Source organism: Streptomyces roseolilacinus, from assembly GCF_014649335.1.
Taxonomy (GTDB): Bacteria; Actinomycetota; Actinomycetes; order Streptomycetales; family Streptomycetaceae; genus Streptomyces; species Streptomyces roseolilacinus.
In genome coordinates, this window is record NZ_BMSV01000016.1 from 65,398 (window position 1) to 78,098 (window position 12,701).

Annotated in this window: 12 protein-coding genes and 1 riboswitch; of the genes, 3 read left to right on the forward strand and 9 right to left on the reverse strand. The window is 71.5% G+C overall.

What is annotated here, in order from left to right:
• Window positions 1-19: 19 nt before the first annotated feature.
• The 9 genes from IE106_RS28295 to IE106_RS28335 all read right to left on the reverse strand — a co-directional run bounded on the left by IE106_RS28295 (window position 20) and on the right by IE106_RS28335 (window position 9,165).
• Entirely contained in the window at window positions 20-697 is a 678-nt protein-coding gene (locus tag IE106_RS28295; RefSeq protein WP_189538080.1) for a trimeric intracellular cation channel family protein, read from the reverse strand.
• A gap of 95 nt (window positions 698-792) precedes the next feature.
• Window positions 793-1,887, reverse strand: a complete 1,095-nt coding sequence (locus IE106_RS28300) for an ABC transporter ATP-binding protein (RefSeq protein ID WP_189538081.1) — start codon at window positions 1,885-1,887, stop codon at window positions 793-795.
• Window positions 1,884-2,885, reverse strand: coding sequence for an ABC transporter ATP-binding protein (locus tag IE106_RS28305; protein ID WP_189538082.1), 1,002 nt, complete (start codon window positions 2,883-2,885; stop codon window positions 1,884-1,886). Before IE106_RS28305 ends, IE106_RS28300 begins: the two co-directional genes overlap by 4 nt.
• Window positions 2,886-2,891: 6 nt before the next feature.
• Window positions 2,892-3,845, reverse strand: a complete 954-nt coding sequence (locus tag IE106_RS28310) for an ABC transporter permease (RefSeq protein ID WP_189538083.1) — start codon at window positions 3,843-3,845, stop codon at window positions 2,892-2,894.
• A 1-nt stretch (window position 3,846) separates the two neighbouring features.
• The gene (locus IE106_RS28315) at window positions 3,847-4,851 is read right to left on the reverse strand and encodes an ABC transporter permease (protein WP_189538084.1); all 1,005 of its coding nucleotides are present in this window, start codon (window positions 4,849-4,851) and stop codon (window positions 3,847-3,849) included.
• A gap of 90 nt (window positions 4,852-4,941) precedes the next feature.
• Entirely contained in the window at window positions 4,942-6,612 is a 1,671-nt protein-coding gene (locus tag IE106_RS28320) for an ABC transporter substrate-binding protein (protein ID WP_189538085.1), read from the reverse strand.
• A 206-nt stretch (window positions 6,613-6,818) separates the two neighbouring features.
• Window positions 6,819-7,598 (reverse strand): enhanced serine sensitivity protein SseB C-terminal domain-containing protein, encoded by a 780-nt coding sequence (locus tag IE106_RS28325; protein WP_189538086.1) that lies wholly within the window; start codon window positions 7,596-7,598, stop codon window positions 6,819-6,821.
• A 53-nt stretch (window positions 7,599-7,651) separates the two neighbouring features.
• Window positions 7,652-8,428, reverse strand: a complete 777-nt coding sequence (locus tag IE106_RS28330; RefSeq protein ID WP_189538087.1) for an enhanced serine sensitivity protein SseB — start codon at window positions 8,426-8,428, stop codon at window positions 7,652-7,654.
• An 83-nt stretch (window positions 8,429-8,511) separates the two neighbouring features.
• The gene (locus tag IE106_RS28335; RefSeq protein WP_189538088.1) at window positions 8,512-9,165 is read right to left on the reverse strand and encodes an AAA family ATPase; all 654 of its coding nucleotides are present in this window, start codon (window positions 9,163-9,165) and stop codon (window positions 8,512-8,514) included.
• Between the two features lie 150 nt (window positions 9,166-9,315).
• Window positions 9,316-9,413: riboswitch (glycine riboswitch) on the forward strand.
• A gap of 160 nt (window positions 9,414-9,573) precedes the next feature.
• Between IE106_RS28335 and gcvT the strand changes: the two genes are divergently transcribed.
• The 3 genes from gcvT to glyA all read left to right on the forward strand — a co-directional run bounded on the left by gcvT (window position 9,574) and on the right by glyA (window position 12,454).
• Window positions 9,574-10,689: a glycine cleavage system aminomethyltransferase GcvT gene (gcvT, locus tag IE106_RS28340; protein WP_189538089.1), complete on the forward strand. Its 1,116-nt coding sequence runs from the start codon at window positions 9,574-9,576 to the stop codon at window positions 10,687-10,689.
• A 96-nt stretch (window positions 10,690-10,785) separates the two neighbouring features.
• Window positions 10,786-11,160: a glycine cleavage system protein GcvH gene (gene gcvH, locus IE106_RS28345; RefSeq protein WP_189538090.1), complete on the forward strand. Its 375-nt coding sequence runs from the start codon at window positions 10,786-10,788 to the stop codon at window positions 11,158-11,160.
• Window positions 11,161-11,194: 34 nt separating this feature from the next.
• Window positions 11,195-12,454: a serine hydroxymethyltransferase gene (gene glyA, locus IE106_RS28350; protein ID WP_189538091.1), complete on the forward strand. Its 1,260-nt coding sequence runs from the start codon at window positions 11,195-11,197 to the stop codon at window positions 12,452-12,454.
• Window positions 12,455-12,701 lie beyond the last annotated feature (247 nt).

Here is a 12,701-nt window from a genome sequence, read left to right on the forward strand (position 1 = left end):
ACGGTACAACAGCAAAATACTAAGCGGTAGCTTTGTGCGTGGGCTCCTCGATCGCCGTGGAGCGCCGGTTCCAGGCGCGCGGCGCCCGCCACCGGTAGCGCAGCGCGAGCAGGCGCAGGACGAAGGCGGCGAGCGCGGCGGCGGCGCTGGTGAAGGGGTTCAGCGCCTCGAAGCGGATGAACAGCACGACCAGGGTCGAGCCGACGATGGCCGGGACGGCGTACAGGTCGCGGTCCCAGCGCAGCAGCGACGGGGCCTCGTTCGCCAGGACGTCACGCAGGACGCCGCCGCCGACCGCGGTCGCCATGCCCAGGACGGCCGACTGCGTCAGGCCGAGCCCGTACTCGTACGCCTTGGTGGTCCCGGCCACGCAGAACAGCCCGAGCCCGGCGGCGTCGAACACGTTCACCGCCGCCTGGGTGCGCTCGACCACGGGGTGCAGGAAGAAGACCAGCGCCGTGGCGACCAGCGGCATGACGAAGTACCCGAGGTCGGTGAAGGCGGCGGGCGGCACCGCCCCGATGACCAGGTCACGGAAGAGCCCGCCGCCCAGCGCGGTGACCTCGGCGAGGACGGCCATGCCGAAGACGTCGAAGTTCTTCCGCACGGCGAGGAGCGCGCCGGAGATGGCGAAGACGAAGATGCCCGCCAGTTCGAGGGAGTGGAGGACGGAGGGCGTGAACAGGTCCTGGAGCACCGCACTGTTCTACCCCCTGCGGCGGACGGGACGGTAAAGGGGGCCGGGGCGCATCGCCCCGGCCCCTCCCTGCCCGGCTTCTCCCGCCGGCAGGGTTACACCGTCTTCGCGTCGCCCTGCGGGGGCTCCCCGGCGGACTCCTCCGTGGACGCGGCCGTGCCCACGACCGCCTCCACGCCCGTGGGCCGGGTCAGCGGCAGGTCGCCGGACTCGATCTCCGCGGCGAAGTGGCAGGCCACCTTGTGGCCGTCGCCCACGTCCGTCAGCACCGGGCGCTCCTGCCCGCACCGGGGCTGGGCCCAGGGGCAGCGGGTGTGGAAGCGGCAGCCCGCCGGCGGGTTGGCGGGGGACGGCAGGTCGCCGTGGAGGAGGATGCGCTCGCGGCGGTCCTCCACCTCCGGGTCCGGCACCGGGACGGCCGACATCAGCGCCTTGGTGTACGGGTGCTTCGGCGCCGCGTACAGCGCGTCGCTCGGGGCCTCCTCCACCAGGGAGCCCAGGTACATGACGCCGATGACGTCCGAGATGTGCCGGACGACGGCCAGGTCGTGGGCGATCACCAGGTAGGTGAGGCCCAGCTGCTCCTGGAGCTCCTCCAGCAGGTTGACGACCTGGGCCTGGATCGACACGTCCAGGGCCGACACCGGCTCGTCGCAGATGATGACGTCCGGCTCCAGCACCAGCGCCCGGGCGATGCCGATGCGCTGGCGCTGGCCGCCGGAGAACTCGTGCGGGTAGCGCGACAGCGCGTTCGACGGGAGGCCGACCCGCTGCAGGATCGCCTTGATCTTCTCGCGGCGCTCCTCCTGGTTCGCCCCGATGCCGTGCGCGAGCATCCCCTCGGAGAGGATCGACTCGATGTTCTGGCGCGGGTTCAGGCTGCCCAGCGGGTCCTGGAAGACCATCTGGAGGCGGCGCCGGAACTTCCGCATCTCCTCCTCGGGCAGCTTCGCCAGGTCGGTGCCGTCGAAGACGACCTCGCCGTCCGTGACGTCGACCAGCCGCAGGACCGCCCGGCCCAGCGTCGTCTTGCCGCAGCCCGACTCGCCGACGAGGCCGTACGTCTGCCCGGCCTCGACCTTCAGCGAGACGCCGTCGACGGCGTACACGTGGCCGACCGTGCGGTCGAAGAGAAGGCCCCTCTTGACGGGGAAGTGGACCTTCACACCGTCCAGTTCGAGCAGGCTCATGCCGGTACCTCCTCGGCCGGTGCCTCGGGCAGGACGGGGTTGACGCAGCGCACCCGGTGGCCCTCGGTGCGCGGCTCGGTCAGCTGGGGCGTGCCGGTCAGGCACTCCATCGTGTAGAAGTCGCAGCGCGGCGCGAACGCGCAGCCGTCCGCCCAGGCGATCTTGTCGTTGATGGAGCCGCGGATCGGGTTGAGCGGCTCGCCGCGCGGGGCGTCCAGGCGCGGGATGGAGCCGAGGAGCCCGTGCGCGTACGGGTGGGTGGGGTGGGCGAACAGCTCGCGGCGGCCCGCGGTCTCCACCGCCTTCCCCGCGTACAGCACGTTCACCTGGTCGCACAGCCCGGCGACGACCCCCAGGTCGTGGGTGATCATCAGCAGGGCGGTGCCCTCCTGGTCCACGAGCTCCTTCAGCAGTTCCAGGATCTGCGCCTGGATCGTCACGTCGAGCGCGGTGGTCGGCTCGTCGGCGATCAGCAGCCGGGGCGCGCACGCCACGGCCATGGCGATGAGCGCGCGCTGGCGCATGCCGCCGGAGAGCTGGTGCGGGTACTCCTTGAGCCGCCGCCTCGGGTCGGGGATGCCGACCCGGTCGAGTAGGTGGGCGGCCTCCTTGCGGGCGGCCTCGCCCTTCAGGCCCCGGTGGCGCTCCAGGATCTCGGTGACCTGCACGCCGATCGGGATGACCGGGTTCAGCGAGGACAGCGGGTCCTGGAAGATCATCGCGAGCTTGCTGCCGCGCATGTCCCGGAGCTTCTTCGGGCCCATGGCGAGCAGGTCCTCGCCGTCGAACACGGCGCGCCCGCCGATGGTGACGCCCTTGCGCGGGAGGAGTCCCATCAGGGCGAGGGAGGTCACGGACTTGCCGCAGCCGGACTCGCCGACCAGGCCGACGACCTGGCCCTGGTCGACGGTGAAGGAGACCCCGTCGACCGCGGTGGAGGGGGTGCGTCCGCGTCCGCCGAAGGTGACGGTGAGTTCGTCAACAGAGAGCAGTGGCATGGCAGGTCAGCCTCGCAGCTTCGGGTCGAGGGCTTCGCGCATGGCCTCGCCGAGCAGGGTGAAGCCGAGGGCGGTGACGATGATCCCGACCGCCGGGTAGACGGCCATCATCGGCGCGTTGTCGAAGAACCGCTGTGCCTGGGCGAGCATGACGCCCCACTCGGGCACGGCCGGGTCCGGGTTGCCCAGGCCCAGGTACGACAGGGCGGCCGCCTCGATGATCGCGGTGGCGAGGCTGAGGGTCGCCTGGACGATCACGGGGCTGAGCGAGTTCGGCAGGATCTGGGTCAGGACGATCCGCTTGCGCCGTACGCCGAGGGCCTTGGCCGCCAGCACGTAGTCCGAGCCGCCCTGGGAGAGCATCGAGCCCCGCAGCAGCCGCGCGAAGACCGGGATCTGGACGACGCCGACGGCGATCATCACGGTCGTCAGGGACTGGCCCATGACGGCCGCGATGGAGACGGCGAGCAGCAGCGACGGCAGCGACAGCAGGATGTCTATGAAGCGCATGACGACCGTGTCGACCCGGCGGCCGGTCCTGCCGCCGAGGGTGGCGGCGGCGCCGGAGAGCATGCCGATCAGGGCGCCGACGACCAGGCCGATGAGCATCGACACGACGCCGACGAGCAGGGTCTGGCGGGCGCCGACGAGCATCCGGGAGAACATGTCGCGGCCCAGGTGGTCGAGGCCGAACCAGTTCTCGCCCCGGGCGCCGACGAACTTGCCCTGGTTGGCGAAGACCTCGCCGCGCCAGGTCTGCGCGGTCGGGGTGTGCGGCGCGAGCCACGGGCCGACGATCGCGACGACGACGAACAGGGCGATGACGGCCGCGCCGATGACGGCCATCTTGCTGTTCTTGAGGCGGCGGAACGCCTCGCGCCACAGGCTGGCGCCGGTCGTCGTCTCGTTCGCCTGGGTGAGTTCCGCGAGGCGGTCGATCTTGTCCGTCTTGGTGGACACGTCAGTTCACCCGCACTCTCGGGTCGATGAGGCTGTACGCCAGGTCCACCAGCAGGTTGATGACGACGTACACCATCGCGATGAACATGATGAAGCCGACGAGCACCGGGTAGTCGCGGGCGTCGATCGCGTCCTTGATGAAGGAGCCGATGCCGCCGAAGGCGAAGACGGACTCGGTGAGGACCGCGCCCGACAGGAGGGAGCCGGTGAGCAGGCCGATCGCGGTCACCACCGGCAGCAGCGCGTTGCGCAGCACGTGGCGGACGCGGACGGTGTTCTTCTCCAGGCCCTTGGACTCGGCGGTGCGGACGTAGTCCTCGCCGAGGACCTCCAGGACGCTGGCGCGGGTCATCCGGACGATGACGGCGAGCGGGATGGAGGCGAGGGTGACGGCCGGCAGCGTCAGGTGGACCAGCGCGTCCCACGTCGCGTCGAGCTCGCCGGTGAGGAGGCCGTCGAGGACGGCGAAGCCGGTGACCTCGGTGGCGTCGAGACCGGTGGACAGTCTTCCGTAGCTGGGGAAGACGCCCAGGTTGACGGCGAAGATGCCCTTCAGGATCAGGGCGAGGAAGAAGACCGGCACGCAGATGCCGACCAGCGAGCCGGAGACGGAGGCCACGTCGAGCCAGCCGCCGCGCCGCTTGGCCGCGAGGTAGCCGAGGGGGATGCCGACGACCACGGCGATGAGCATCGCCGCGACGCTCAGCTCCACGGTGGCCGGGAAGCGCAGGGCGAACTCGTCCCACACGGGCTGGCCGGTCTTGGTCGAGGTCCCCAGGTCGAGCTGGAGGATGCGCTTGAGGAAGCGGCCGTACTGCACCCAGACCGGCTGGTCGAGGCCGAGCGCGCGGTTGATGCGTGCCACTTCGGTCGGTGTCGCCCGTTCGCCCAGGATCGCCGAGGCGGGTCCGCCGGGCAGCCGGTTCAGCCACAGGAAGAGGAGAACCGACAGGCCGAGCAGGGTGGGTATCAGCTGTAGCAGTCTTCGTACGACGAGTCGCAGCACCCCGCATGCCCCTTTCTTGCGTGTGCGTCAGAAGCGGGTCCGCCCGGCCACGCAGTGCTGTGGCCGGGCGGACCCCGCGTGCGGATGCGATTACTTGAAGGAGACCTCGGCGAAGTTCTCCTGCGTCAGCGGGGAGACCTTCGGCGGGTTGACGTTCTTGCCGAACGCGATGGCCGGCGGGGACGAGGAGATGGGGAGACCCGGCAGGTACTCCATGATCGCCTCGTTGGCCTTCTTGTACGCGTCCACGCGCTTGGCCGGGTCGCCGATCTTCGAACCGGCGTTCACCGCGTCGAAGACCTTCGGCTCCTTGAAGCCCCACTGCTTGTCGTACTTGGCGAACCAGGTGCCGATGAAGTTGTAGCCGTCGTTGAAGTCACCGGTCCAGCCGAGCATGTGCAGGGCGCAGGCGCCCGCCTCGGTGGCGTCCAGGTAGTCCGGGGCCCACTTCATGGGCTTCGGGGTGACGGTGACGCCGGCCTTCTCCAGGTCGGACTTCATCAGCTCGAACATGTCCTGCGGGGCCGGCATGTACGGCCGGGTGACCTCGGTCGGGTAGCAGAACTCGAGCTTCAGCTTGGACTCGCCGGCGGCGGCGAGGAGCTGCTTGGCCTTGTTCGTGTCGTGCGGGTAGGTCTTGACCTTGTCGGACCAGCCGGCGACCGTGTCGGGCATGAACTGGGTCGCGACCTTGCCGCCCTCGGGCAGCTGGGTCTTGACGATGTTCTCGCGGTCGATGGCGTGCGCGATGGCCTGGCGGACCTGCGGCTTCTTCAGCGCCGGGTTCTTCTCCTGGGTCATGCCCACGTAGAAGAGGTTGAAGACGTCACGCGTCGGGACCTGGAAGCCGCCCTGCTCCAGGGTCTTCACGTCCGCGGGCGAGACGAGGTCGTAACCGTCGATGTCACCGGCCTGCAGGGCCTGGCGGCGGCCCTCCTCGGTGGCGATCGTGCGGAAGACCAGGTTCTTCACCTTGGCCTTCTCGCCCCAGTAGTCGTCGAAGCGCTCAAGGGTGATCTCCTTGTTGCCCTTGTTCCACTTGACGACCTTGTACGGGCCGGTGCCGGCGACCGTGCCGGCCTCCTGGCTGTACTTGGGGTACGTGATGGCCTCGCCCTTGCCGCTGGCCGCCTGCTTCTCGTACTCCTTGAGGGCCTTCGGCGAGTGGATCGCCAGCGCCTGGAGGGAGAAGCCGCCCGGCAGGTTGGCCGAGGGCTCGTGGACCTCGATGACGGCCGTGTTCTCGTCCTTGGCGGTGCAGGACTTGTAGTTGGCCTTGGGGGCTTCCTTGTCCTCGTTCTTGGCGAAGCCGCCCATGATCTTCTGCCAGTAGTACGAGACCGCGCTGGACTGGTAGGTGCCCTTCCAGTTGAACCAGTGGTCGTAGTTGGCGCAGACCGCGGCGGCGTTGAACGCCTCGCCGTCGTGGAACTTCACCCCCTTGCGGAGGTTGAACGTCCACACCGTGCCGGCCGGGTTCCCGGTCCACGACTCGGCGAGGCCGCCGACGAGCTTGCTGCCGCCCGCCTCGTGCTCCAGCAGGGCCTCGAAGGCCTGCCGGGTGACGCGGAACGTCTCGCCGTCGCTGGCGAGGGCCGGGTCGAGCGAGCCGGGGTCACCGGCACCGGCGAACACGAACGTGTCCTTCTCGCCGCCCTTGTCGCCGTCCTTGCCGCGTTCGCTGGCGCAGCCCGTCGCGATCATTCCGACGGCGAGCGCCGCGGTGACCGCCCGGACCGCACGGGACTTGGATATTCGCATGGGCCACCCCTGGTTTGGCCTAGTGAATGAGGTCTTGACCGGCCGAACACTACCGACGGGTGGCATCCCGGAGAACAGTCCGGATAGCGGTGATACCTAGTCGAGACCCGGACAGTCACCAAACCGGCCCCATCCCGGACAAGCCCCCTGCCGCAGTTAACGTCCCCGACACACGGGGGAGTTCGGCGGGGCCGCCGAGCGGCAGCTCAGCGCTGCTGCGGATAGCCGTAGGCGGCGGTCCCGCGCTGGGGCGGGGCGAGGTGGGCCTCGCGGTCGTAGAAGGGGCGGGCGTGGGCGCGCAGCCACAGCGCGACCGGGTCGTGCCCGTCGGACATGGCGACCGTCGACACGGGCAGCCCGTCCGGGACGGCCGTGACGGACTGCTGCATCATCGCGCGGACCGCGTCCACGGACGCCTGGCCCGTGTCGTAGAGGTCGAGGCCGATGGCGAGGTACGGCGTGCCGAGGGACGGCTGCACCCAGGCGCGGCGCAGGGAGCGCACGGCGGGGGTGCGGTGGGCGTTCTGGGTGAGCAGGGCGTAGAACTGCGGCAGCTCGATGGCGGGCTCGGAGAGCCGGAGCGGGCCGGCGGGCATGCGGTCCAGGCCGGTGGCGATCCGGCGCAGGTCCGCCCAGGGGAGGCCGACGCCGCCGCCGGGGACGTGCGGGTTGAGCCAGAGGCCCCACCGGTCGGGGTAGAGGGCGCGGGCCACGTCGCGGACGGCGACGACCTCGTGGGCGCGGTTCCAGCCGGAGGCGGCGAGCTCCTGGGCGGAGGTGACGCACGGGGCGTAGCCGAGGCCGTCGACCTCCATGTTCCCGTACTGGGCGTCGGGGGAGCCGGCCTGGCCGTGCCAGAGCAGCATCCACACCCGGCCCCCGGCGAGGGCGTGGAGCAGCGCCTCGTACGCGTCGTAGCGCCCGGGCGTGACCTGCCGCAGCATGTGCTCGACCTGTCCGGTCGCCGCGGTGCCTGACGCGCTCACCTGATCCCGCCCCTCGTTCGCAGACTTCCGGTCCAGCTTAAGGGGGCGTCCGCTCAGGAGCCGTGTTCGCGGCGGTGGAAGGGGCGCACCTTTTCCCGCATCCAGTCGCCGACGGGGTCGTCGGCGACGTCGAGGAGGACCAGGTTGACCGGCCACGGCACGGGGACGGCGCCCAGGGCCCGGCCGAGGGCGTCCAGGGGGGCGGTCCGGTCGGCGTCCGGGGAGGTGAGCTCGACGCCGACGAAGAGGGTGGGCGGCTCGCCCTCGATGCTGGCCAGGGCGCGCCGGGCGGTGAGCACCGCCCCGGTCGCCTCGAACTCGGCGCGCGCGGCGGAGAGGAAGTCGACGGGGTCGTCCTGCCAGTCGGGCTCGAACAGCCGGACGCGGGCGCCGGAGGCCGCCCCTTCGAGGGGGCCGCGGCCGGCGCGGCACAGTTCGGCGACGGCGGGCGGCGGGAGGGGCGCGCCGATGGTGCCGCCGGGGTTGAGGGCGAGGCCGAGCTGCGGCGGCAGGCCGCGGGCGAACTCGACGGCGGGGGCGACGGCGTACGCCATGTGGTCGCCGGCGCAGGCGCGGAACTGGCTCTCGGAGGTGAACACCGGGACGTACGGCAGTCCGTCCAGTTCCAGCGTGGGCAGGTCGAGGCCGGGGGCGCCGGGGCCGGCGCCGTCGGGGGAGCCGCCCTTGGGCAGGGGCACCCAGACCCGGCTGCGGCCGAGGACCTCGACGATGCGGGCGCCGGCGGCGCTCTGGCCGAGGGAGGCGGACAGGACCTCCTCCAGCTCGTTGGAGGGCCATGCGGTGTCGACTGCGGTGGATGCGGTGTCCACGGTGCTCCTGCGTCCTTCCCCCGGTCCTGCGGTGCGTGCCGCAGCACCCTAGCGCGGGCGGGGGGCGGGGCGCCGCCGCCGGATCAGTGGAAGCGGATGCGGACCAGGGCCGTGGCCGCCGCGCGGTCGAGGAGGACGGCGGAGCCGCAGCCGCCGGGCAGGACGCCCCGCTCGGCGTCGCGGACGAGCCGGCCGACGGCTCTGCGGTGCCGGGCGAAGGCGTACGCGGAGACGCCCCTGCCCCGCTCCCGCTGGCCCTCGCGGGCGGTGTCGGGGTCGACGTCGAGGAGCAGCAGGCGCAGCGTGCCGCCCCGGCGGCGGGCCTCGCGGGCGAGCCAGCGGCGCACCCAGGACTGCGTGCCGCAGTCGTGGACGACGACGCCGCGGCCGGCGCGCAACCGGGCCCGCAGGCCGGCGTAGTGGGCGGCGCGGACGAGGGGCCGGTAGAGGGCGTACGGCAGGAGGCGCGGCACGCGGCCCTCCCAGCGCTCGCGGGTGTCCTGGGAGTCGACGGCGCGATCGGGGGCGATCCGCCGGATGAGGGTGGACTTGCCGCTGCCGGGCAGTCCGGAGACGACGACCACGTCGGCCTCGGCGAAGGCCAGCTCGCGCGGGACGCGCCCGGCGCGGTCGCGGAGGTCGCGGAGGACCGGGACGGCGGTCGTGCGGGCGGGCAGCGCCGGCGGCGGCGGCACCCCCGCGGTCGTGGCGTACGCGCCGGACCGCTGCGACATCATGGCCCCTCCCGAGCTCGGCTCCCCCACAGCCTGCCCAAGAAGTGTAAAGAAACAGTGATGGGACACCAGTGATTTGCCGACAAGCCGAGGGTTTGCCTATCCGGACCCTCGTGCGATGATGTGCGCGCCGACAACCGCATACAGGCCGCTCGAATCCGTGCGGGAGAGTCCCGGGCCGTCGTCGGTCCGGGCGCCGAAGGAGCAAGTTCCTCCCTTGAATCTCTCAGGCCCCGCACCGCACGGATGAGGCAGATCTGAAAAGCGAGCCGCCCCCGCACCGCCGGGGCCGGGCTCCACCCAAGGTGCAAGCCGCGCCCCCGCGAGGGGTCACGGCGAACCTCTCAGGTTCCGATGACAGATGGGGAGGATCGTCCTCGCCACCCATGCCCCGGACCTGGGAGCCCTTCCATGAGCACTTCCCCCCGCCGTACGGCCCTCGACGCCCTGCACCGCTCGCTGGGCGCGACCATGACCGACTTCGCCGGCTGGGACATGCCGCTGCGGTACGGCAGCGAGCGCGACGAGCACACCGCCGTCCGCACCCGGGCCGGTCTGTTCGACCTCTCCCACATGGGTGAGATCACCGTCACCGGCGCGCAGGCGGCGGACCTCCTCGACCACGCCCTGGTCGGCAACATCGGCGGTGTCGGCACGGGCCGCGCCCGTTACACGATGATCTGCCGGGAGGACGGGGGCATCCTCGACGACCTGATCGTGTACCGGCTCCAGGAGCAGGAGTACATGGTCGTCGCCAACGCCTCCAACGCCCAGGTGGTGCTGGACGCGCTGACCGAGCGCGCGGCCGGCTTCGACGCCGAGGTCCGCGACGACCGCGACGCGTACGCCCTGATCGCCGTGCAGGGCCCCGAGTCGCCCGGCGTCCTAAAGTCGCTCACCGACGCCGACCTGGACGGCCTGAAGTACTACGCGGGCCTGCCCGGCACGGTCGCCGGCGTCCCCGCGCTGATCGCCCGCACCGGCTACACCGGCGAGGACGGCTTCGAGCTGTTCGTGGCGCCGGAGCACGCCGAGCAGCTGTGGAGGGCGCTGACCGAGGCCGGCGAGGGCGTCGGGCTGATCCCGTGCGGCCTGTCCTGCCGGGACACGCTGCGCCTGGAGGCGGGCATGCCGCTGTACGGGCACGAGCTGACGACCGCGCTGACCCCCTTCGACGCCGGACTGGGCCGGGTCGTGAAGTTCGAGAAGACCGGTGACTTCGTGGGCCGCGCCGCGCTGGAGGAGGCCGCCGCGCGCGCCGAGACCGCGCCCCCGCGCAAGCTGGTCGGCCTGGTCGCCGAGGGGCGCCGCGTGCCGCGCGCCGGGATGGCCGTGGTCGCCGGCGGCCGGGTGGTCGGCGAGGTCACCTCGGGTGCCCCCTCGCCGACGCTGGGCAAGCCGATCGCCATGGCGTACGTGGACGCGGAGCACGCCGCGCCGGGCACGCCGGGCGTGGGCGTCGACATCCGCGGTACCCACGAGCCGTACGAGGTCGTGGCGCTGCCGTTCTACAAGCGTCGGAAGTGACACGCTCGCGGGTGCCGCGCCGGCGGTGCCGGACGTGATCCCGCACACCCCCTCCCCGTTCACCACCACTCACGCCCGTACAGGAGAATTCAGACCATGAGCAACCCCCAGCAGCTGCGCTACAGCAAGGAGCACGAGTGGCTGTCGCCCGCCGAGGACGGCGTCGCGACGGTCGGCATCACGGAGCACGCGGCGAACGCCCTGGGCGACGTCGTGTACGTCCAGCTCCCGGAGGTCGGCACCACGGTCACCGCGGGTGAGACCTGCGGTGAGCTGGAGTCCACCAAGTCCGTCAGCGACCTGTACTCGCCGGTCACCGGTGAGGTCGTCGAGGCGAACCAGGCGGTCGTGGACGACCCGTCCCTGGTGAACAGCTCGCCGTTCCAGGACGGCTGGCTGTTCACGGTGCGTGTCTCCCAGGAGCCGGAGGACCTGCTCTCCGCCGACGAGTACACCGAGTTCGCCGGCTGACCAGCCCGACACCCACACCCGTAGGGATTGCGTGATGTCGCTTCTGAACACCCCTCTCCACGAGCTGGACCCGGACGTCGCCACCGCCGTCGACGCCGAGCTCCGCCGTCAGCAGGACACCCTGGAGATGATCGCCTCGGAGAACTTCGCTCCGGTCGCGGTCATGGAGGCCCAGGGCTCCGTCCTCACCAACAAGTACGCCGAGGGCTACCCCGGTCGCCGGTACTACGGCGGTTGCGAGCACGTCGACGTGGTCGAGCAGATCGCCATCGACCGCATCAAGGCGCTGTTCGGCGCCGAGCACGCCAACGTGCAGCCGCACTCCGGCGCGCAGGCCAACGCCGCGGCGATGTTCGCCCTGCTGCAGCCGGGCGACACGATCATGGGTCTGAACCTCGCCCACGGCGGGCACCTGACCCACGGCATGAAGATCAACTTCTCCGGCAAGCTCTACAACGTCGTCGCCTACCACGTCGACGACGCGACGGGGCAGGTCGACATGGCCGAGGTCGAGCGCCTCGCCAAGGAGGCCAAGCCGAAGCTGATCGTCGCCGGCTGGTCGGCGTACCCGCGCCAGCTGGACTTCGCGGCGTTCCGCCGGATCGCCGACGAGGTCGGCGCCTACCTGATGGTCGACATGGCCCACTTCGCGGGCCTCGTCGCGGCCGGGCTCCACCCGAACCCGGTGCCGCACGCCCACGTGGTCACCACGACCACGCACAAGACGCTGGGCGGCCCGCGCGGCGGTGTCATCCTGTCGACCGCCGAGCTCGCCAAGAAGATCAACTCCGCGGTCTTCCCCGGCCAGCAGGGCGGCCCGCTGGAGCACGTCATCGCGGCGAAGGCGGTCTCCTTCAAGATCGCGGCCAGCGAGGAGTTCAAGGAGCGCCAGCAGCGCACCCTGGAGGGCGCGAAGCTCCTCGCGGAGCGCCTGGTGCAGGCCGACGTCGCCGAGGCGGGCGTCTCCGTCCTGTCCGGCGGCACGGACGTGCACCTCGTCCTGGTCGACCTGCGCAACAGCGAGCTCGACGGCCAGCAGGCCGAGGACCGCCTCCACGGGATCGGCATCACGGTCAACCGGAACGCCATCCCGAACGACCCGCGGCCCCCGATGGTCACCTCGGGCCTGCGCATCGGCACCCCGGCCCTGGCCACGCGCGGCTTCGGGACCGAGGACTTCACCGAGGTCGCCGACATCATCGCCGAGGCGCTGAAGCCGTCGTACGACGCGGACGCGCTGAAGGCCCGGGTCACGGCGCTCGCCGCCAAGCACCCGCTTTACCCCGGCCTGTAGGCATAACCGGCGCCCTGTCGGCGTTAGGTACGTTACAGACCACACTGCGGGGCACCGCGCACACTGGAGACTGGTGGGTGCGGTGCCCCGTCCCATGCGCACCGCACCCCACCCCCTTCCCCCGGAACCCAGCCCTTCCTGCACCACCCGACGGCAGACAGCGGCGTCTACCACCTAGGAGTACTCCCGTGGCCATCTCGGTCTTCGACCTGTTCTCGATCGGCATCGGCCCGTCCAGCTCCCACAC